This is a genomic window from Nocardia sp. CS682, from assembly GCF_004634405.1.
GTDB lineage: Bacteria > Actinomycetota > Actinomycetes > Mycobacteriales > Mycobacteriaceae > Nocardia > Nocardia ninae.
The window spans coordinates 2,104,629-2,125,939 of sequence record NZ_CP029710.1; the positions used below are offsets into that span (position 1 = coordinate 2,104,629).

Consider the following 21,311-nt stretch of genomic DNA (forward strand, 5'->3'; position numbering starts at 1 on the left):
GCCGCAGAGTAGTACCCAGGAGGCGTCCACCCGCCGACGCACCGCGACGCTCACGGATCGAATCGAGGAGAAATGCAGACAATCGCGCACTGGCTCGACGGCAAGGCTTTCGCAGGCACCAGCGAGGCGACCGCGCCGGTGACCAATCCGGCGACCGGGGTGGTGACCGGACAGGTCGCGCTCGCGAATGTCGCGGACACCCGTGCGGCGATCGACTCCGCGGCGGACGCCTTCCCGGCCTGGCGGGACACCTCGCTGGCCCGGCGCACCCAGATCCTGTTCCGGTTCCGCGAGCTGCTGAACGAGCGCAAGGAAGAGCTGGCGAAGCTGATCACCGCCGAGCACGGCAAGGTGCTCGCCGACGCCATGGGCGAGGTCAGCCGCGGCCTGGAGGTCGTCGAATTCGCCTGTGGCGTACCGCATCTGCTGAAGGGCGGTTACACCGAGAACGCGTCGACGAAGGTGGACATCTTCTCCATCCGGCAGCCGCTGGGTCCGGTGGCCGTCATCTCGCCGTTCAATTTCCCGGCGATGGTGCCGATGTGGTTCTTCCCGCTGGCCATCGCCGCGGGCAACACCGTGGTGCTCAAGCCGAGCGAGAAGGATCCGTCGGCATCGCTGTGGCTGGCCCGGCTGTGGGACGAAGCCGGCTTGCCCGCAGGCGTATTCAATGTGGTGCAGGGTGACAAGGTGGCGGTCGACGAGCTGCTGGACAACCCCGCCATCAAGGCGGTGTCGTTCGTCGGCTCCACCCCGATCGCGCAGTACGTCTACCAGCGCGGCACGGCCGCGGGCAAGCGGGTGCAGGCGCTCGGCGGCGCGAAGAACCACATGGTGGTGCTGCCGGACGCCGACCTGGACCTGGCCGCCGACGCCGCGGTGAACGCCGGATTCGGTTCCGCCGGTGAGCGATGCATGGCGATCAGCGTGGTCGTCGCGGTCGGCGGCGCGGGCGACGAGCTGGTCGGCAAGATCACCGAGCGGGCCACCACCATCAAGACCGGCGACGGCACCCGCGACGCCGACATGGGCCCGCTGGTCACCCGCGCGCATCGCGATCGGGTCGCCGAGTACATCGCGGCCGGCGAATCCGCCGGTGCCACCGTCGTTCTCGACGGTCGCGGGATCGACGCCGACGGCGAATCGGACGGGTTCTGGCTCGGCCCGACGATCCTCGATCACGTCGGCACCGACATGAGCGTCTACACCGACGAGATCTTCGGCCCCGTCCTGTCGGTGGTGCGGGTGGACACCTACGACGACGCGCTCGCGCTGATCAACGCCAACCCCTACGGCAACGGCACCGCCATCTTCACCAACGACGGCGGCGCGGCCCGGCGCTTCCACAACGAGGTGGAGGTCGGCATGGTCGGCATCAACGTGCCGATCCCGGTTCCCATGTCCTACTACAGCTTCGGCGGCTGGAAGAACTCGCTGTTCGGTGACTCGCACGCGCACGGCGCCGACGGCGTGCATTTCTTCACCCGCGGCAAGGCGGTCACCACGCGCTGGCTCGACCCGAGCCACGGCGGGCTGAACCTCGGCTTCCCCGAGAACAAATAGATACAGCCCCGAGAACAAGTAGCGGGCCGCCGCCTAACCCCTTGCCGACAACACCAGCGACGCAGGAGAACTCGCCGATGTCCCTCCCGAACGGCTTGACACCGGAGACCGCCCGCGCGGCGGCCGAACGCGCGTACGAGCTCGATCGCCGCCACGTCTTCCACTCCTGGTCCGCCCAGGCGCACCTCGACCCGATGACGATCAGTGCCGCCCAAGGCTGCTATGTCTGGGACGGCGAGGGGAACCGGCTGCTCGACTTCTCTTCGCAGATGGTGAACACCAATATCGGCCATCAACACCCGAAAGTCGTTGCGGCGGTGCAGGAGCAGGCGGCCAAACTGTGCACCGTCGCACCGCCGCACGTCAACGACGCGCGCTCGGAGGCGGCCAGGCTGATCGCCGAGCGGACCCCCGGCGAGCTGAACAAGATCTTCTTCACCAATGGCGGCGCCGAGGCGGTGGAACACGCGGTGCGGATGGCCAGGCTGCACACCGGCCGCTACAAGGTGCTGACGCGCTACCGCTCTTACCACGGCGGCACCGAGACCGCGATCAACCTGACCGGAGACCCGCGGCGCTGGCCCAACGATCACGGAAACAGCGGGGTGGTGCACTTTTTCGGCCCGTTCCTGTACCGCACGCAGTTCCACGCCACGAACGAAGCCGAGGAGGCCGAGCGCGCGCTGGCGCATCTCGAGCAGACCATCGTGTTCGAGGGACCGAGCACCATCGCCGCCATCGTGCTCGAATCCATCCCCGGCACAGCGGGAATCATGATTCCGCCGCCCGGATATATGGCCGGGGTCCGGGCACTGTGCGACAAGTACGGCATTATCTTCATTGCCGACGAGGTGATGTCGGGGTTCGGCCGCACCGGAAAGTGGTTCGCCATCGAGCATTTCGAGGGCGTCGTCCCCGACCTGCTGACCTTCGCCAAAGGCGTGAACTCCGGGTACGTGCCGCTCGGCGGTGTCGCGATCAGTCCCGCCGTCGCCGCCACCTTCGACGACCGGCCCTATCCCGGCGGGCTCACGTACTCGGGTCATCCGCTGGCCACCGCCGCCGCGGTCGCCACGATCAACGCGATGGCCGACGAACACCTCATCGAGAACGCCGCCGAGATCGGCGACCGGGTGCTCGGTCCCGGCCTGCGTGAGCTCGCCGCGCACCATCCGAGCATCGGCGAGGTGCGCGGTACCGGGGTGTTCTGGGCGCTGGAACTCGTCCGCGACCGGGCCACCCGCGAACCGCTCGCGCCCTACGGCGGAACGAGTCCGGCGATGACCGAGGTCGTCGGCGCGTGCCGGGCCGCAGGCCTGCTGATGTTCGTCAACTTCAACCGGCTGCACGTGGTGCCGCCGTGCATCGTCGGCGAGGCCGAGGCCAAGGAGGGTTTGGCCATCCTCGACCGTGCGCTGACCGTCGCCGACCAGCACACGTCCTGACGACGACGGCCGGGGCCCGCGACGGCGGGTCCCGGATTCCGCCGGGCCGGAATGTCTGTGGCGCACCGAGCGTTCCAGCTGTGCGTGACCAATACGGCTGAGCTTTCCGAAGATCTGAAGAAGCATCTGGACGAGTCGAAGGTGTTCGCGACCGTGGCGACGGTCGGGCCCAACGGGCAACCACACCTGACCGTCATCTGGCTGAAGTGCGACGGCGACGACCTGCTGTTCTCCACCACCACCGATCGCCAGCAGGGCAAGAACCTGGCGCGCGACCCGCGGGTTACCGTCATGATCAACCCGCCGGAGAATCCGTACACCTACGCGGAGGTGCGCGGCACCGCGACGCTCACCCCGGACCCGGACAAGACACTGCCGGACGAGCTGTCCCTGAAGTACACCGGTCAGAAGTACCTGGACTTCAATCCCGCCTCGGTCAACGACGGCCCGCGCGTGATCGTCCGCGTGACGCCGCGCAAGGTTGCCGGACGCCTCTGACGGCTGCGGCCCGGCAGGCTCACGCCTGCTGGGCCTCTTCCTGCGCGTGCTGCGCCTGCGCGAGCTGCTGCGGCGTGAACCGCAGCGTCAGCGCGATGAGCCCGGCCACGAACGCGACGATCGCGCACACGAAAAGCACCAGCGTGTAGCCGCTGCCCAGCGCGGCGACCTCGGTCGCGTTCATGTCGGTCACCTTGCCGGTGCGGCCACCCAGCGACAGCGTGCGCGAGGCCGCGATCGGGCTGAGCAGCCCGATCGCCACCGGCGTCGCCAGGTTCATGAACATCTGCCCGACCGCGGACAGCGGCCCGATGTTCTCGGCAGACACCCCGACCAGCACACACAGCGGCGCGAGCACCATCGCCATGCCGACACCGAAGCCGATCACGATCAGCAGCGGCAACAGGGTGGTCAGGTACTGCACGTCGCCGTCGAGCGTCGCGCCGAACAGCAGGCCGATCCCGAGCACCGTCGCCGCCCCGGCCAGCAGCCAGCGTGGCGCGACGAACATCGCGGCCTTGGAGGCCAGCGCGCCGCCGATGCCGATGCCGATGGTGAACGGGATGGCCGCGACACCGGCTTGCAGCGGGCTGTAACCGATCACGTTCTGCAGGAATTGCGCGACGAAGAACGTCATCGCGCCGAGGACGCCACCGGCCAGGAAGATCAGCAGGAAGGTCGCCACCCGATCGCGGCTGTCGAACAGCGACCACGGCAGCAGCGGATCGGCGATCCGACGCTCCATCAACACGAACACCACGAGCAGCACCGCGCCACCGATCAGCGCGCCGATGATGGCCGGGTGGTCCCAGCCCATTTCGGGCCCCTCGGTCGCGCCGAACACGATGGCGGCGCAGGCGAGCGTGCCGAGCACCGCGCCGCGCACGTCCAGCGGCGACCGGTGATGGGCGGTGTCGGCGAGCTTGTACACCGCGCCGAGAATGATGAGCGCACCGATCGGCACGTTGATCAGGAAGATCCAGCGCCACGACACCTGGGTCAGCGCACCGCCGACGACCAGGCCACCTACCGAGCCGATGCCGACCATCGAGCCGACGATCGCGATCGCCTGGTTACGCGCCTTGCCCGGCGCGAAAGTCGTTGCCACCAGGGCGAATGCGGTCGGTGCCGCGATCGCCGCGCCCGCGCCCTGGATCGCCCGGGCGGCCAGCAGCATGCCCTCGTTCTGCGCCAATCCGCACAGCAGCGAGGCGAAGGTGAACAGCCCGACGCCGATGATCAGCATGCGTTTGCGCCCGAAGGCGTCGCCGAGCCGGCCGCCGAGCAGCATCAGTCCGGCGAAGGTGAGGCCGTAGGAGGTGACCGTCCACGCGCTGCCCGCGCTGGACAGGCCCATCTCCTCCTGCAGCCGGGGCAGGGCGAAGATCACCACGGTGCCGTCGAGCACCACCATGAGCTGCAGCCCGCTCAGCACGAGAATGGCGAGTCCGAAGGCCCGCTGCGTCATCGGATACTGCGTTTTCGCAGCGGGATTCTGGAGCACAGTGAGCCACTGTAATTGATGGTCTATCGGCTTCCGGTCGCGTCGTCCGCCGAAAATCCCGCCGTGGGGCCGATCACCACGATCGCGGGCGGGCGGATGCCCTCCTCGCGCACCCGGGCGGCGACGGTGCCGAGGTCCGCGCGCAGCACGCGCTGATTGCGCATCGTGCCCTCCTGGATGACGGTCGCCGGGGTGGTCGCGGGGCGGCCGCCCTCGATGAGCACCGTCGCGAACTGCTCGATCCGTTCGACGGCCATCATCAGCACGATGGTGCCGCGCAGCCGGGCCAGCGCAGGCCAGTCGACCAGCGAGTCCGGGTGATCCGGGGCGACATGACCGCTGACCACTACGAATTCGTGGGTGACCCCGCGATGTGTCACCGGGATACCGGCGGCCGCAGGGACCGAGATCGGGCTGGTGATGCCGGGGACCACGGTCACCGGGATGCCCGCGTCGACGCAGGCCGCCAGCTCCTCGAAGCCGCGGCCGAAGACGTACGGGTCGCCGCCCTTGAGCCGAACCACGAACTTGCCCGCCTTGGCACCCTCGATCAGCGCGGCATTGATCGTGTCCTGAGCCATCGCGCGGCCGTAGGGAATCTTGGCGGCGTCGATCACCTCGACGTCGGGGCCGAGTTCGGCCAGCAGTTCCGGCGGGGCGAGCCGGTCGGCGACCACCAAGTTCGCGCGGCCGAGCAGCCGGCGCCCACGCACCGTGATCAGGTCCGGATCGCCCGGTCCGCCGCCGACCAGCGCGACGCCCGGGGTGATCGGTGTCGAATCATCGGTCACCACACCGGATTGCAGCGCCTCGAGCAGCGCGTTGCGCACCGCGGCCGAGCGCCGGTGCTGCCCACCGGCCAGCACGCCGAGGGTCATGCCGTCGTAGCGGGCGGTCGCCGGGGTGACCGCGGTGCCGAGGCGCGCGTTGTCGGCGCGCACACAGAAGATCCGCCGCCGGGTCGCCTCTTCGACGACAGCGGCGTTGGTCGCGGGCTCGTCGGTGCAGGCGATCGCGTACCAGGCGCCGTCCAGGTCGCCGTCGGCGTAGGGCCGCAGCGTGACGGTGATTTGCCCGGAGGTCGCCATGCCTTCGACCGCCGGGGTGACCTCGCGGCTGATCACGTGCACGTCCGCACCGGAGGCGATCAGCAGGCCGAGCCTGCGCTGGGCCACCGTGCCGCCACCGACCACGACGACGCGGCGGCCGTCGAGATCGAGCCCGACCAGGTAGTTCGGATCGCCCTCATTGGGCGAGGCGGTCTCGGATACCGCCTGGTCGGCGGTGTGGTCTGACGTGTTCGGCACAGTTTTCGAGCCTACGGCCTGTGTCCGAAGTGACGGCAATCGACTCGGTCACCGCCGATAATGGGCCGCACGAACACGGGGCGACCAGCGGGAAATGGCCGAAACCGGGCCGGGTCACGCACGAAGATCATTCCTATACTCGGCCGCATGAACCGCTGGAGTCGGGCAGTGCACGTGGTGGTGGCGTCGGTGGCTCTTGCGTGGGTGCCTGCCGCGGCTGGTGTGGCGCACGCCGATCCGTCGCCCTACGTGCCGACGCAGGGAATCGAGTCGAAGTACTTCCAGCCGGGTCCCGCCGCGGTGACCGAGCGGATCGGGTTCGGTTGCTGCGACACCACCGGGGCGAAGTTCGATGTGTGGTACCCGACCGATCTGGGGCAGGAGCGGCACCCGATTGTCGTGTGGGGCAACGGGACCAAGGCAGTGCCGAGCCAATACGCCTATCTGCTGCGGCATCTGGCGTCGTGGGGCTTCGTCGTGATCGCCACCGAGAACCAGAACACCGGGTCCGGGGCCGACATTCGGCAGTCGTTGGACTACCTGCTGGCGCAGGCCGACGATCCGGCGAGTGTGTTCTTCGGAAAGCTGGACCCGACGGCCGTTGGCGCGATGGGACATTCGCAAGGCGCCGCGGGAGTGCTGAACGCCCTGCGTGATTCGGGCGGGGCGATCAAGACCGCGGTGCCGATAGAGATTCCGGCGCAGCACTTCTGTTCCACCCAGGAAACCTGTGCCGACACTCGTTCGCTGACAACGGGTTCGGTGTTCTTGGTGAACGGGTCGTCCGATGCTCTCGTCTCCCCCTCACATCAGCTGGTGCCGTGGCAGGTCGAGGGCTTGCAGTCGAACCAGGCGTACTACGAGGCGACTCCGGCTAGCCTGCCCAAGGTGTGGGGCACGCTCAACGGCCCCGACCACAACGACGTGCAGGGCCAGCCGGACTGCGCGACCGCGTCGGACCCGTGCACGAACGGGGTGTACGGCTACCTCGGCTATCCGACGGCATGGTTGATGGCGCAGCTGCGCGGAGACGCCGCTGCCCGCGACGCGTTCCGCACGGGCAGCGGTGAGTTCTTCGCCCCCTCGCCGAATTGGCGCCATCAGGTCGGCACCGTCACCGGCTGAACCGGACGGGCGAACTGTCCACCCGACGGCGCTGACTGACGTACGAAACGTCGGTTGCCGACCCGGCCCGCACCGACGAGTGTTCATGCATGGCTTTGACCGATGACCCGCCGCTGGCCTCCGGGTACGCCGACCGCGTCATCGCGGTGGAGCCGGGCGGCAACGAGTACATCCCCGACGACGCCCGGCACGGCAAGCCGCGGCAGCTGTTCTGGACCTGGATGTCGCCGAACCTGGAGTTCGCCACCATCTTCATCGGCGTGCTGTCGGTCACCGCGTTCGGCATGAACTTCTGGCAGGCGACGCTGGGGCTCGCGGTGGGGGTCGGGCTGGGTGCGGCGGCGCATTTCGTGCTGTCGGGGCGCGGGCCCGCGCACGGCGTGCCGCAGATGGTGCTGGGACGCTCGGCCTTCGGGTATCGCGGCAACGCACTGCCCGCGGCGTTCATGTCGATCATGTGCGGGGTCGGCTGGTTCGCCACCAACAGTGTGAGCGGCGCGTGGGCGTTGAGCACGCTGACCGGGATGCCCAAGCTCACGGCGCTGATCCTGATCGTGGTGGCGCAGACCGGCTTCGCCGTGTTCGGGCACAACCTGGTGCACGCGTTCGAGCGGTTCGCGTTCCCGATCCTCGCGGTGGTGTTCGTCGTGGTGACCATCGCGATTTTCAGCAAGGCCGAGCTCGGCGGGGGCGCGCCGGCGGGTGGGGTCGGCGGGATCGGCGGTTTCCTGCTGACGGTCGGTACCGCGTTCGGTTATGCGGGCGGTTGGAATCCGTATGCGGCGGACTACTCCCGATACCTGCCCAAGACCGTGTCGCGGGTCGCCACGGGCGGATACGCGGCCGCCGGGTTGTTCGTCTCGTGCCTGTGGCTGTCGACGCTCGGGGCTGCGTCGGCGACTATTGCCGGTGCGGCGCAGGGCAGTCCGACGGATGTGTTCACCGCGAATCTGCCTGACGTGCTGGCGAAGCTGACGCTGCTCGCCATCGCGCTGGGCGCTGTCGCGGCGAACGCGCTGAATGTGTATTCGGGCGCAATGGCATTCGTGACGATCGGCGTCGAACTGCCGGTCCGTACCCAGCGCGCCCTGGTCTCGATCTGCTTCGGCGCCGTCGGGTTCCTCGTCGCCTGGTGGGCGCTGCCCGATGCCGCCGCGAGCTATGAGGCGTTTCTGCTGATCGTCGCGTACTGGATCGGGCCGTGGCTCGGCGTGATGTTCGTCGACCAGTACCTGCGTCGTGGACGCAAGATCGATGACCTGCTCTACAACCGCACTTACACCAATTGGCCTGGGGTATCGGCATTTTTGTTCGGCCTGGCGCTGTCGGTGCTGCTGTTCTCTCATCAGGCGAAGTTCACCGGTTACCTCGTCCGCCACGTCCCCGAGCTGGGCGACATCACTTTCTTCGTCGGCTTCCTTGTCTCCGCCACCGCCTACTTCCTCCTGGCCCAGCGGCGCACTACTCCCGCCTGAGCGACCCGCGCTCTTCGTCGGCGGGCATCAGGAGAGCCGGTGGGCGCAGAGGGCGAGCAGAAGGGTGCCGGTGAGGGCAGGGGCGGCCGGGTCGTAGCCGAGGAGGTCGCGGATGCGGTCCAGGCGCTGGTAGAGGGATTGGCGGCCGATGTGCAGGGCGGTGGCGCAACGGGTCGGGCTGCCGCCGTGGCGGAGATAGACCTCCAGGGTGCGCGTCAGGTTGCTGTGATGCGTTGTGTCCCAGGCGATCAGCGGGGCGATCGTGGTGGCGATCAGGCGGCTGCGTTCCGGTGCGGGCAGCGATTCGACCACGAGCTCGGTGGCCAGCTCGCGGCAGGTGGAGATGGGACTGCCCGCCAGCCAGTCCCGGCGATGACGGGTCGCCAAGCGCAGCGCGGACCGGGCGGCGTCCAATGATCCGGTGAGTGCGGCGGAGGTGAACTCGCAGGGATCACCGACGACCAACGTCACCCCCTCGACGGCGTTGGTAGCGAAGGCATTGCGCAGCAACCGAACCGCTTCACCGACCGGGTCGGCGGTCGCCGGATCCATGGCGAACACCCCGTAGCTGGTGGCATGCACCTCGGCCAGCAACCCGGGTCTGCCGAGTTCCTTTGCCGCGGTGTCGATCAGGCGCGTAGCGATGCGGGTTTCCGGTGCGTCGGCCGCAACCGGAACGAGCGTGCGCCCTGCCAACGCGGGCACGCCCGCCGCCGCGGCTCGTACCTTCAGATCGGCTTGCCGAATCGGTTTACCGTCCAGCAGATCCGCGAGCAACGTCGCGGCCGCCAGCTGCGGGCGCCCGGTCGGGGTGCCCGAATGCGCCAGCGCGAGGCCGAGGCTCGGCGCGGATTGGTCGAGCACCGTGACGAGGGTGGCAGCGTCCAGCACCGAGCCGGGTCCCGCGGTGAGCGTCCCCCAGGTGTTCTCCCTGGCCCGGATGGACGCGGTGGCCGTCGCGGATTCGACTGCCGCCCAGGCCGATCGGTCGTCATCCACCCCGTGCGCGGCGATCAACGCGCCATTACCGCTCGTCACGATCAGCGCGCAACCGGTGACCTCCCCGATTCGCCCGAGCAGCTGCGCGAGGCCATTGCCCGCAGCCAGCTCGCCGACCAGGTCCCGCCCGAGCTCGTTGAGTAGCCGCAAGGACCGCACCTCCCTGGTCACGATCTCGGTATTCGCGGTGCGGCACAGATCGATGAACGGCACCACGGCGCGCAGCGCGATCAACGGCAGGCTGTGGCGCGACGCCTCAGCCACCATGTCCTGCGGAATGGCGTCGAAGGTCCGGCCGAGCTCGACGGCCACCCCGGCTACCGCACGCCCGGCGATCTCGCCGAGGTAGTGCCGCCGCGTTCCCGCGTCCACCCCGGCCAGCCCGAGCCCGGTGGTGAGCAGGAGCTCTCCCCCGGACAGCAGCGGGCTGATCTCGTAGATCTCGCTCGAATGCACCCAGCGCACCGTTCGCCCGAGGGCACTGTGACCTGCTAAAACGAGTGGTTCAGCGGCAGCGAACTGGTCGTCGAGCAATTCGCGCACAGTGGGCAACATACGGTCATCCTGTCATCCGCGGCCACGACCTGTGCGGACGATCTGTACGTTGCGGTGGCGAGCGTTCCCTTGGAGGCTTGACCCATGACGCAGGCGACACCGGCACGACAACTGCTCGAGGTGGCATACGACGAGGCGCAGCGCGGGCTCGCCGAGGGCGGCATTCCGATCGGCGCGGCACTGTTCGCGGCCGACGGCACGCTGCTCGGCCGCGGCCACAATCGGCGCGTCCAGTCCGGCGATCCGAGCATCCACGCCGAGACCGACGCCTTCCGCGCCGCGGGCCGCCGCCGCGACTACGGTTCGACCATCATGGTGACCACCCTGTCGCCGTGCTGGTATTGCAGCGGACTGGTCCGCCAGTTCGGCATCGGCGCGGTGATCATCGGCGAATCCCAGACCTTTCACGGCGGCCACGACTGGCTGGCCGAGCACGGCGTCGCGGTGACCGTGCTCAAGGACGAGCGGTGCGTCCAGATGATGACCGACTTCATCGTCGACCATCCGGCACTCTGGCACGAAGACATCGGCGTCGCAACGGAAGTCGAGGCACAGTGAGCCTCGCGCGCACGGCTGCGCGGCACTCCAGCAGAAGTGAGACGACATGAACGCCATCGCATCGATCGACCTGTCCCGATGGCGCGCCGGCGGTCCGGCAGCGGCCGAGATCGAGCACGAGGTGGACGAGGGCCTTCGGCGCGCCGGATTTCTGCTGGTCTACGGCCACGGCGTGCCCGAGGGACTGGCCGGTGACGTGCGCGCCGCCGCGCGGCGCTTCTTCGCGCTGCCGGACGCGGTGAAGCAGAAGTACGCCGTCACCGTCGGCGGGCGCGGGTGGATCGGACCAGGCAAGGAGGCCAACGGTTATGCCGAGGGCACCCGGACGCCGCCGGATCTGAAGGAGACCTTCGCCGTGGGCGCCGACACCGCGACCGGCGACCAGGCCGTCGACGACGTATGGTTCCTGCCCAATGTGTGGCCGGACGAAGTGCGCGAGCTGCGCGACTTGGTGACCGCGTACACCGCAGCCGTACGCACGCTGTCCGACGAACTGCTCGCCCTGTTCGCTGCGGCCCTTCACCTGCCCGCCAACCCTTTTCAGAACCTGGCCGGCCGCCCCACCTGGACCTGCAACATCAACCACTACCCACCGTTGACCACGGTCGGCGCCCCCGAACCCGGACAGTTCCGGATCGGCCCGCACACCGACTTCGGCACCGTCACCGTGCTGGACCGAGAGCCGGGCGCGGGCGGGCTACAGGTGTACACCGAGGCGGAAGGCTGGGCCGACGCGCCATACGATCCCGCCGCGCTGACGGTGAACATCGGTGACCTGCTTGCCTATTGGAGCGGTCAACGCTGGCCGTCCGGACGGCACCGGGTGCTGCCGCCCCAGGCCGCGGCACCCGAGGAGGACCTGGTGTCGCTGATCTACTTCTACGAACTCGACCACGACGCCGTCGTCACCCCGCTGACGCCACCGATCGGACGGGTCGGCGGCCTGCCGCCCGTCGTCTCGGCGGAGTTCCTGCGCGTCCGCCTCGACGCCATCACGATCGGCTGAGCGCCCCGATCAGAAGGCGGGATAATCCTGCACCCATTTGAAACCGGTGCTGCGCAACGGGAATGAGTCGAGGTCGACCTGCTCCAGCGACAACGTCACCGGGTGGCCGTCGAGCCGGCCATCGAGTCGCAGCCGGTCCGGCGCCTCCTGAGTGAACGTGAAGGAGGCGATCTGGGCCGGCTCGGCCTCCGCCATCACCCCCGGATTCGCACCGGGCGACGCCGAGAGGGTGAGGGTATGCGCCGCGGTGTCCACCGCGCCGACGACGGGGACCAAGCTGTCGTCCATCTTCTGATACGCCATTCCGGTGACGTCGACAACCAGCCGCCGCCAACGGTTCTGGTCCGTCGTCAACGGCGGGACGACTTGACCGTCCCTGCTGAACTCCGACACCGTCCAGATCCCGTACAGCTCGGGTTTCGGCGTACCGCCGCCACCTTCGTTCCAGAACCGCAGACCCTCCTGGATACCGCCGGCCAACACCCACAGGCCGAGTACCGCCTGTAGACCGACTGCGAACCACCGAACGCGCCGCGAGCGGAACGGTTCCGGCTGCCGAGCGGGCTCCGACCATCGCTGCAACACAAGGACATTCGCCAATCGCCGCGCCTGTGGCGCCAGCAACACCAGCGAGATCAGCAAGAGGTGACCCGACAGGATCTTCACCGGCACGTCGAAGCTCATGTTCAGGATGAACACCTGAAGCATGCTCACCAGGCTCACCAGCGCCCCCAAAGTCGCGGTTCTGGGCACGAACAGCAACAGCCCGCCGAGCACCTCCGCGGCGCCGAGCAGAATCTCGTACGGCTGGGAACTGCCGACCTGGAACCAGAGCACCGACATCGGCGTGAAATCGCCGTACCGGGAGATCAGCGCCGTCAGTGGCGGCTCCGCCATCTGGGTCGGAATCACCTTCGCCATTCCGTACCAGAGCATCTGCCCGCCGAGGCACAACCGCATGGCGAGCAGGAACCAGGCGTTGAGCCGGTGGTAGTTCGGCCGGCGTCGGTCCAGCAGGCTCCACACCACGGCGGTAACGAGGGCGACGACCAGGACGCAGAACAGGAAAACCCAGATGATGGCCTGGTCACCGCTACCCGAATCCAGGCGCAGCTCGACGTCGGCACCGAAGACGTGGCGGCCGACCCACTCCCAGATCGGGCTCAACGGATAGAGAAATCCGAGGATCGCCAGCTCGGGCAGCTTGTCTTTGAGCACCCCGGTGTACACCCACAGGAATTGCGGAAACATCAGGCAGAACAGGCTGAAATAGCTAAAGCAGAAACGGAATGCGAAGCGGGTCAATGGATTCCATCCCGAATCCGGGTCCTGCGTTTCCGCCGATTCCCTCGTATCCGCCCCATCTGTCGGCTCCGCACTGACAGCACTCACAACGAACCCCTCACTCCGAACGCTCTGCGTGAGCGAACGGTATCGAGGCGCGCAGGGTGCGAGCATCCAGGAAATCCCTGGTCTTCCCCTCGGTAACGAGTCGTACGTGCCAGCCACACCAAGCCGGTCGGGCCGACCCGACCACCGGCCGATCCTCGCATGTCAAGGCTTGGTTCCAGCCAGTGAGCGGGTTCGGCGGCCTCGCTCGTTTCCGCCGCGCGGGCCGACTGGAACGCGTTACTGTCGGGCATCGCGGCGGACCGCCGCCGAGGTGGGCTGTGCCGAGGCACGCCCGCGCGTCATGGCGTCAGGAGGACAACGATGGCCGAAGATCCGGATCCCGCCGAGCGGCAGCAGCTGACCGTGAGCGAGCGCGATCTCGACGTGCTCGCCGAGGACCTGGCGCGCTGGCTGGATTCGCAGGTCTCCGCCGATCACCCGCCGAAGGTCGCCAACCTGTCGCGGCCGCAGTCGGGCGGAATGTCGAGCACCACCATTCTTTTCGACGCGGAATGGAGCGTGGACGGACGGCACGAGAGCGGGTCGTTCGTCGCCAGGATGGCGCCGGAGACCGGGTCGTTTCCGGTGTTCGAGACCTACGATCTGGCCACCCAGTACCAGGTGATGGCGGGAGTCGCCGAAAACACCGATGTGCCGGTGCCCGCGCTGTGCTGGCTGGAGGAGGACGAGACGCCGCTCGGCACACCGTTTTTCGTGATGAAGCGGGTCGACGGCCGGGTGCCGACCGACAACCCGCCGTACGTGTTCGTCGGCTGGCTCTTCGACGCGACCCCTGAGGAGCGTGCGCAGCTCACCGCCAACACCGTCGCGGTGATCGCCGAGGTGCACGCCATTGCGGATCCGGCCCAGCGATTCCCGGCCCTGCGCGGGGCGGGCCAGTCGCTACGCAGGCACGTCGAAGCCCAGAAAGCTTGGTACCGCTGGGCTTTGGCCGACGACGGCTACGAGATTCCGCTGCTCGAACGAGCCTTCGCGTGGCTCGACGAGCACTGGCCCGCCGACCCCGGGCCCGACGTCCTCAGCTGGGGTGACGCCCGGCCCGGCAACATCATCTACCGGGGCTTCGAGCCCGCGGCGGTGTTGGACTGGGAGATGGCCGCATTGGGTCCCCGCGAACTGGATGTCGCCTGGGTGATCTTCATCCATCGGTTCTTCCAGGACATCGCCACCCGATTCGATCAGCCGGGCCTGCCGGACTTCCTGCGCCGCGCCGACGTCGTCGCGAAATACGAAGAGCTGACCGGGCATACGGTGCGCGACCTCGACTGGTACCTCGTCTACGCCGCACTGCGGCACGGCATCGTGATGGCCAGGGTGAAGCGCAGAATGATCCATTTCGGCGAGGACACCGACACCCCGGACCGGGACGACTACGTGATGCACCGAGCGAGCCTGGAACGGCTGCTCGACGGAACCTACGAGTGGGATTGAGGGCAGCCATGCCAGTTCCTTTGGACGAGTACCCGATTCATCAGACCGGGTTGTCACTGGCCCGGGTCGCCAGTAGCGACCGGAACTTCTACGACCGCAGCTACTTCAACGGCCACAACCGCGACGGCGGCACCTTCCTCATCACCGGGTTCGGCGTGTACCCGAACCTCGGAGTCACCGACGCGTACGCCGCCGTCCGGCGCGGCGATATCCAGCGGACCGTCCGCTTCTCCGATGCGCTCGGCGATCGCAGCCTGGAACAGCGGGTCGGTGGGTATCGCATCGAGGTGCTCGAACCGCTGCGCCGGATCCGGGTGATCTGCGAGCACGACGACCTGTCCTTCGACCTCACCTGGGAGGGCGCCTTCCCCACCGTGCAGGAGCAGCCGCACCTGATCCTGTCGGGCAACCGGCCGATCATCGACGCGAGCCGCTTCGCCCAGGTGGGCTCGTGGGCGGGGACGCTGCACGTCGACGGGGACGACATCACCGTCAACCCGGCGGTGTGGACCGGCACCAGGGACCGGTCCTGGGGCATCCGGCCGGTCGGCGAGAGCGAGCCTGCGGGCCGGGCGGCCGCCGAGCCGTCCGGGGGTTTCTGGTGGATGTATGTGCCGCTGCGGTTCGACGATTTCGCGATCGTGATCATCGTGCAGGAGGAACCCGACGGCAAGCGCACCTTGAACGACGCCGTGCGGATCTGGCCGGACGGGCGCACCGAACAACTCGGCTGGCCGCGCATCTCGATCGACTACCGTTCCGGCACCAGGCTTCCGGTCGGCGCCCGCCTCGAAATGACCACCCCGGACGGCAAGCCGTTGGAGATCGAGGTGACCACCGGCACCCATGTGCCGCTGCACGTGGGTTGCGGGTACGGCGGCGATCCCGACTGGCAGCACGGGCAGTGGAAGGGCCGGGACTGGTCGCTGGCCAGCCGATACGACCTCACCGATCCGGCCATCGTCGCCCGCGCACCGTATGGCGTGATCGACCATGTGGCCCATGCCCGCTGTGGCGACGCCGAGGGTTGGGGCCTGTTCGAACACGCCACCTTCGGCCGCCACGATCCCAGCGGTTTCGCCGACTGGGGTGCGGTGGCTCCGTAGATCAGAACGCCGGTCGGGCCAGCTCAGGGCGCTTGAGGTAGTCGGTCAAACCGATCACATTGCCCCACGGATCGGCCACCTCCACGCTCCAGCCGGTCGCGACTTCGAAGGGCGCGGTGAGCATGTCGACACCGCGTCCTTCGAGTTCCGCCGCGGCGGCTCGTGCATCCGGCACCTCCAGCCAGATGCGGATGGCGGGCGGCGACCCCTGCCCCGCAGCGGGATCCACCATCGCCATGATCCCCGGTGTCTCCGCCGCGACCCCGAACAACGCGATCCCCCGCTCCGGCACCGTGAACCGCACCGAGAGTCCGAGCCCGTTCGCGTAGAACTCCAGTGCCGCAGCCAGATTCCCCACCGGAACCAGCACATTGTCGATCCCTCGGATATCCACCCCGCCATGAAACCACGCGGGAGACACCGGGTCATCTGGTTCGATCACCCAGTTGCGCGCGGGACGATCAGCCCGGAGCGCGTTGCGCCACAGCGATAGTCACCCCGGCGACGATCCGTTTGGTGATCACCAGCGTGCCGTGCCCGGCCGCGAGAATGGCGGCCGCCTCGGCAACACTGCCCGTACCGACGGCAGCCGACGTGCGCGAGTCCGGGTTCGGCACAGGAACCTCGGCCAGCTCGGCGGCGGCGTACCCCCGCACCGCCACCCCGAGCTCGGCAGCCGCGTCGCGCAGACCCGGCTCGCCCATCCGGCGATCGATGGTCGCCAAACAACTGATCTCGTTGTCGCCCAGCATCTCCCGCACGGCCGCGACTATCGAGTCAGCGGGCGTACCGGACCGCAGACCGAGCCCAACGGTGAGCTCAGTCACCCGGCACCTGCACTAGCGCACGCCTTAGCTCAACGATCCGCACGAGCGCCTGCGTACTCGGCGACTGCGGCGACGAAACTGCTTGTAGCTCTGGGGTTTCCGGCTGGGTGAGTGTGGAGGTAGGAGGCGTGGACCTGCTGGACCAGCGCGCCTTCCTTGACGCGCGCACCGTCGCTGCCGTGCCAGCCCCAGGCCGGGGTATCCGAGCCTGCGGCGATCAGGCGGGTCCGGTGGAATTCGTGGCCACGGACGCGTTCCCCGGCTCGCCACAGCGGCGAATCCACCAGCGCGACCGCGTCGCGGTAGCCGAGGGTCAGGCGCGGGCCGAACTCGGCGTCGGCGTCGACGACTCCGGCCATCGGGTGTCCGTCGAGGGAGCGGGTCAGGTAGAGCAAGCCCGCGCATTCCGCGTGCACGGGCATGCCGCGCCGGGCCTGCGCCGCCACCGCGGTCAGCAGCGCGGTATTGGCTGCCAGCGCTGCCGCATGCTCCTCCGGGAACCCGCCGGGCAACACCAGACCGGCTGTGCCGCTCGGTAGTTCGTCGCGCAGCGGGTCGAATACCACCGCCCGTGCCCCGGCGGCCATCAGCAACTCGCGGTGTTCGGCATAGCCGAAGGTGAAGGCAGGGCCGCCTGCCATCGCGATCAACGGACCGGACCCCGCTGCGGCGACTGCTCCATCGTGCTCCGGCCGGTCCGATCCGATCGGCACACCGGAATCCGCTGCGGCGACAGCTCCACCGCGCTCCGGCCGGTTCGAACCGGGCGATACGCCGGAGACGACTTCAGCTAGAGCTTCCGCCGGATCCCAGGCCGGACCAGCCGCGGTCGAACGGGCCAGCGCGGCGATGGCACGCAGATCCACATGTGCCGCAACCAAATCCGTCATCGCCGATACCGCGGCGGTGGCAGCGGCACCATGCTCGACCGCGGGGATCAAGCCGAGATGCCGCGACGGCACCTCCAATTCGGTCATCCGCGGGAGCGAGCCGAGCACCGGCAGCCCGACCCGATCACAGGCCGCACGCAGCACCTGGTCGTGCCGTTCGCTACCAACCCGGTTGAGAATCACCCCGCCGAGCCGAATGCTGCTGTCGAAGGTCGCAAAGCCGTGCAGCAACGCGGCCAGACTCTGGCTGTGCCCCCTGGCATCCACCACCAGCACCACGGGCGCACCGAGCAACCCGGCGACCTGCGCGGTGGACCCTTCGGCGACCGGCCCGGCATGGTTCGCATCGATGCGGCCATCGAACAGCCCCATCACACCCTCGACCACCGCGAGATCGCAGTCCCGCGCACCATGCTGATACAGCGGCACCACACGTTCCGCGCCGACGAGCACCGGATCCAGATTGCGTCCAGGCCGCCCCGCCGCCAGCCCGTGGTACCCGGGATCGATGTAATCCGGGCCAACCTTGAAGGGAGCAACCCGATGACCGACCCGCCGCAGCGCACCGATCAATCCCGTTGCCACCGTGGTCTTCCCGCTCCCCGACGCAGGTGCGGCGATCACCACCGCGGGCACACTGCCGGTCATCGGCGCCACTGCCGCACGACCGCGCCGGCCGACGAAACGCAGCAACCGCACCATCTCTCGGGATCCGCACCCGCTCCGGGGCCCCGAAGAGCGGGCAAGTTCCGAGAGTCGGTGCGGGAGTTCACCATTCGATGCCGCGCTGGCCTTTGCGGCCCGCGTCCATGGGGTGCTTGAGCTTGGTCATCTCGGTGACGAGATCGGCGGCGTCGATGAGCGCCTGCGGAGCGTCCCGGCCGGTGATGACCACGTGCTGATTGCCGGGCCGGCTACCGAGGGTATCGACGACCTCATCGATGTCGACCCAACCCCATTTGAGCGGGTAGGTGAACTCGTCGAGAACGTAGAAGCGGTGCTGCTCGGCCTTCAGGCGGCGGGCGATCTCCTGCCAACCGGCGAGCGCGGCGGCGGCGTGATCCTCGTCGCTACCCTGCTTGCGCGTCCAGGACCAGCCTTCACCCATCTTGTGCCACTCGACCGCGCCGCCGGCACCGGTCTCCTCGTGCAGCGTGCCGAGGGTGCGAAAAGCGGCTTCCTCCCCCACCTTCCACTTGGCGCTCTTCACGAACTGGAACACCGCGACGTCGAAACCTTGGTTCCAGGCCCGCAGCGCCATCCCGAAGGCGGCCGTCGACTTTCCTTTGCCCGGCCCCGTATGCACCGCGAGCACCGGCTGATTCCGCCGCTGCCGTGTGGTGAGCCCGTCATCGGGCACGGTCTCCGGAACACCCTTGGGCATGCACTCTCCTTGCTAGTTCGATCCCCTGCGGCTCAAGCGGCGCGGGCACCCGGGCGTCCGGACCCCGCACGCACCACTTCGGCGACCGAATCCCCGGTCAGCTCAGCCAATCTCAGATATCCGCCACGTAGTTCCCGAGCCAGCTCGGCGGCCAGGCCGAGCCGGATCATGCCGCGCTCGCAGTCGACCACGATCGAGGTGACCGCGTCGTTGGCCAACAGCGCGGCGGCGGCGCGGGCGCGCGGCACCGGATCGACGCCCCCGGTGGCGCGACCGTCGGTGAGCAGCACCAGCATCGGGCGCCGGCGCGAGTCGCGGACGCGTTCCCGCTGCACGATCTCGCGCGCCTTCAGCAGCCCCGCGGCGAGCGGAGTCTTGCCGCCGGTACGCATCCCGGACAGGCGGCGTACCGCGATATCGACCGAAGAGGTCGGCGGCAGTACGAGTTCGGCATCCTGCCCGCGCACGGTAATGACGGCGACCTTGTCCCGGCGCTGGTACGCGTCGCGCAGCAGAGCGACAACGGCACCGGTGACGGCGGAGAGCCGATCCCTGGCCGCCATCGAGCCGGACGCGTCGACCACGAACACGACCAGATTGCCTTCGCGCCCTTCGCGATACGCGCCACGCAGGTCCTCGGCGGCCAGCTTCAGCGGACCGTCGCCGCGACCACGCGACCGCTGATGCGGCGCGGCGGCGAAGATGGTGCCGAGCAGGTGCAGGCCGGTCCCGGTGTCGGTGCTGGGCCGTACGACGCGACCATGGCGGGACTCGGCCCTGGAGCGACGGCCGGGGGCGCCTTCACCGATGCCGGGCACTTCCCAGCGCGGCGGTGTCGCGGCGGCGGAAACCGGTGCGCCACTGCGGCCTTCACGGGCGCCGGGCCGCTGCCCACCGCCGGGGCCGTCGGGATCGTCGTCGGGATCGTCACTGTTCGGAGTCGGTTCATCCGTTTGCGACCGGGGATCGCCGGGCTCCTCCCGCGACTGAGGATCGTCGCCGTCCTCGTGTTGCCCGTCCGCTGCTCGCGCCTGATCGTTGTCCGGCGCAGGCTGATTCGGGTCCTGCGACTGATCCGATGCGTCCTCGGGTACCTGACTCTGATCGAATTCCGCTGCGTCCCCGTCGGATTGAGCCGAGCGATCCACTTCCGCAGCGGCATCCCGCATCGCGTCGTCGAGCTGGTCCTCGCTGATGCCCGGTTCGTCGAAAGGATCGCGTCGACGCCGGTGCGGCAGTGCGAGTTCCGCGGCGACCCGCACATCGTCCTCGGTGACCGCGTCCGCACCACGCCACGCGGCGTGCGCCGTCGCGGTCCGCGCGACCACCAGGTCCGCCCGCATGCCATCGACGTCGAATGCGGCGCACAGCGCGGCGATTCGGCGCAGCTCGTCATCGTCGAGCCGCACCTGGGCGACCCGGTCCCGCGCGCCGAGGATGCGCTCGGCCACCGCCCGGTCGGCGGCGGCGTAGCTCTCGGCGAACCCGGCCGGATCGGCCTCGTAGTCCAGCCGCCGCCGCACCACCGCCATCCGCACGTCCACGTTCCGCGAGGCCGCGACGTCGACGGTGAGCCCGAACCGGTCGAGCAGCTGCGGGCGCAGCTCGCCCTCTTCCGGATTCATGGTGCCGACGAGCACGAACCGCGCCGGATGCGAATGTGAGACGCCGTCGCGTTCGATGTGGACCCGGCCCATCGCCGCGGCGTCGAGCAGGACGTCGACCAGATGGTCGTGCAGCAGGTTGACCTCGTCGACGTAGAGCACGCCGTGATGTGCGGCGGCCAGCAGTCCGGGCCGGAACGCCTGCTCCCCGTCGCGCAGCACCCGCTCCAGGTCCAGCGAGCCGACCACGCGGTCCTCGGTGGCGCCGACCGGCAGCTCCACCAGCCGCGCGGGCCGCGCCCCGGTCTCGTCCACCACCGGCGGCAGCAGCTGCGCCAGCGCGCGCACCACGGTCGACTTCGCGGTGCCCTTCTCGCCGCGCACCAGCACGCCGCCGATGCCGGGGTGCACCGCGCACAGGATCAGCGCCAGTTGCAGCCGCTCCTGACCTACCACGGCGGAGAACGGAAAACCCGCCTCACCCTCGACGGCCGGACGCGTCCGCGATCCGGTCAACGAGTGAGGCGACACAGTTTCGGCATGGGACAAGGACACGCCCCAACTCTATGCGCGCGACACGCACCCGCCGATACAGGGCCTACGCATACCGGACCGCCCTCG

At 68.9% G+C, this 21,311-nt stretch carries 18 protein-coding genes; 9 read left to right on the forward strand and 9 right to left on the reverse strand.

The genetic code is table 11. The annotated features are described in order from the left end of the window. Nucleotides 1-72: 72 nt before the first annotated feature. From DMB37_RS09330 to DMB37_RS09340, 3 genes are all read left to right on the forward strand, one after another. Nucleotides 73-1,563 carry a CoA-acylating methylmalonate-semialdehyde dehydrogenase gene (locus DMB37_RS09330; protein ID WP_135232352.1) on the forward strand — a complete coding sequence of 497 codons (1,491 nt, stop codon included), beginning with the start codon at nucleotides 73-75 and terminating at the stop codon, nucleotides 1,561-1,563. Between the two features lie 77 nt (nucleotides 1,564-1,640). Next, nucleotides 1,641-3,008, forward strand: a complete 1,368-nt coding sequence (locus DMB37_RS09335) for an aspartate aminotransferase family protein (protein ID WP_135232353.1) — start codon at nucleotides 1,641-1,643, stop codon at nucleotides 3,006-3,008. A gap of 57 nt (nucleotides 3,009-3,065) precedes the next feature. Beyond that, nucleotides 3,066-3,506 carry a PPOX class F420-dependent oxidoreductase gene (locus tag DMB37_RS09340; protein WP_240772316.1) on the forward strand — a complete coding sequence of 147 codons (441 nt, stop codon included), beginning with the start codon at nucleotides 3,066-3,068 and terminating at the stop codon, nucleotides 3,504-3,506. A 19-nt stretch (nucleotides 3,507-3,525) separates the two neighbouring features. On the opposite strand, the gene DMB37_RS09345 is transcribed toward DMB37_RS09340, so the two are convergent. Together DMB37_RS09345 and cobA are read right to left on the reverse strand one after the other, a co-directional pair. Next, nucleotides 3,526-4,974, reverse strand: coding sequence for an MFS transporter (locus tag DMB37_RS09345; protein WP_135237455.1), 1,449 nt, complete (start codon nucleotides 4,972-4,974; stop codon nucleotides 3,526-3,528). A 59-nt stretch (nucleotides 4,975-5,033) separates the two neighbouring features. Next, nucleotides 5,034-6,239, reverse strand: coding sequence for a uroporphyrinogen-III C-methyltransferase (gene cobA, locus DMB37_RS09350; protein WP_135237456.1), 1,206 nt, complete (start codon nucleotides 6,237-6,239; stop codon nucleotides 5,034-5,036). Nucleotides 6,240-6,464: 225 nt separating this feature from the next. Between cobA and DMB37_RS09355 the strand changes: the two genes are divergently transcribed. Together DMB37_RS09355 and DMB37_RS09360 are read left to right on the forward strand one after the other, a co-directional pair. Beyond that, a complete protein-coding gene (locus tag DMB37_RS09355) occupies nucleotides 6,465-7,442 on the forward strand; it encodes an alpha/beta hydrolase (protein ID WP_167768789.1) in 978 nt (325 codons plus the stop codon). Between the two features lie 89 nt (nucleotides 7,443-7,531). Continuing rightward, nucleotides 7,532-8,917, forward strand: coding sequence for a cytosine permease (locus DMB37_RS09360; protein WP_135232355.1), 1,386 nt, complete (start codon nucleotides 7,532-7,534; stop codon nucleotides 8,915-8,917). A 27-nt stretch (nucleotides 8,918-8,944) separates the two neighbouring features. On the opposite strand, the gene DMB37_RS09365 is transcribed toward DMB37_RS09360, so the two are convergent. Continuing rightward, on the reverse strand, nucleotides 8,945-10,471 hold the full coding sequence (locus tag DMB37_RS09365; RefSeq protein WP_135232356.1) for a PucR family transcriptional regulator: 1,527 nt from the start codon (nucleotides 10,469-10,471) through the stop codon (nucleotides 8,945-8,947). A gap of 111 nt (nucleotides 10,472-10,582) precedes the next feature. On the opposite strand from DMB37_RS09365, the gene DMB37_RS09370 reads away from it, so the two are divergent. Together DMB37_RS09370 and DMB37_RS09375 are read left to right on the forward strand one after the other, a co-directional pair. Beyond that, the gene (locus tag DMB37_RS09370) at nucleotides 10,583-11,029 is read left to right on the forward strand and encodes a nucleoside deaminase (protein ID WP_135237457.1); all 447 of its coding nucleotides are present in this window, start codon (nucleotides 10,583-10,585) and stop codon (nucleotides 11,027-11,029) included. Between the two features lie 46 nt (nucleotides 11,030-11,075). Next, nucleotides 11,076-12,035 (forward strand): isopenicillin N synthase family oxygenase, encoded by a 960-nt coding sequence (locus DMB37_RS09375; protein WP_135232357.1) that lies wholly within the window; start codon nucleotides 11,076-11,078, stop codon nucleotides 12,033-12,035. 9 nt (nucleotides 12,036-12,044) lie between these two features. Here DMB37_RS09375 and DMB37_RS09380 read toward each other — a convergent pair whose 3' ends face one another. Further along, nucleotides 12,045-13,427, reverse strand: a complete 1,383-nt coding sequence (locus DMB37_RS09380) for a DoxX family protein (RefSeq protein WP_135232358.1) — start codon at nucleotides 13,425-13,427, stop codon at nucleotides 12,045-12,047. Between the two features lie 321 nt (nucleotides 13,428-13,748). Here DMB37_RS09380 and DMB37_RS09385 point away from each other — a divergent pair, with 321 nt between their 5' ends. Together DMB37_RS09385 and DMB37_RS09390 are read left to right on the forward strand one after the other, a co-directional pair. Continuing rightward, a complete protein-coding gene (locus DMB37_RS09385) occupies nucleotides 13,749-14,879 on the forward strand; it encodes a phosphotransferase family protein (protein WP_135232359.1) in 1,131 nt (376 codons plus the stop codon). An 8-nt stretch (nucleotides 14,880-14,887) separates the two neighbouring features. After that, a complete protein-coding gene (locus DMB37_RS09390; protein WP_135232360.1) occupies nucleotides 14,888-15,985 on the forward strand; it encodes a hypothetical protein in 1,098 nt (365 codons plus the stop codon). Between the two features lies 1 nt (nucleotide 15,986). Here the strand turns inward: DMB37_RS09390 and DMB37_RS09395 are convergent, their stop codons facing one another. The 5 genes from DMB37_RS09395 to DMB37_RS09415 all read right to left on the reverse strand — a co-directional run bounded on the left by DMB37_RS09395 (nucleotide 15,987) and on the right by DMB37_RS09415 (nucleotide 21,206). After that, nucleotides 15,987-16,379, reverse strand: a complete 393-nt coding sequence (locus DMB37_RS09395) for a VOC family protein (protein WP_167768790.1) — start codon at nucleotides 16,377-16,379, stop codon at nucleotides 15,987-15,989. Between the two features lie 67 nt (nucleotides 16,380-16,446). Then, nucleotides 16,447-16,812, reverse strand: a complete 366-nt coding sequence (locus tag DMB37_RS09400; protein WP_135232362.1) for a cobalamin biosynthesis protein — start codon at nucleotides 16,810-16,812, stop codon at nucleotides 16,447-16,449. A gap of 29 nt (nucleotides 16,813-16,841) precedes the next feature. Next, nucleotides 16,842-18,350, reverse strand: a complete 1,509-nt coding sequence (locus DMB37_RS09405) for a cobyrinate a,c-diamide synthase (RefSeq protein WP_135237458.1) — start codon at nucleotides 18,348-18,350, stop codon at nucleotides 16,842-16,844. Between the two features lie 121 nt (nucleotides 18,351-18,471). Beyond that, entirely contained in the window at nucleotides 18,472-19,086 is a 615-nt protein-coding gene (gene cobO / locus DMB37_RS09410; protein ID WP_135232363.1) for a cob(I)yrinic acid a,c-diamide adenosyltransferase, read from the reverse strand. Between the two features lie 32 nt (nucleotides 19,087-19,118). Further along, the gene (locus tag DMB37_RS09415; RefSeq protein ID WP_167768791.1) at nucleotides 19,119-21,206 is read right to left on the reverse strand and encodes a magnesium chelatase subunit D family protein; all 2,088 of its coding nucleotides are present in this window, start codon (nucleotides 21,204-21,206) and stop codon (nucleotides 19,119-19,121) included. Nucleotides 21,207-21,311 lie beyond the last annotated feature (105 nt).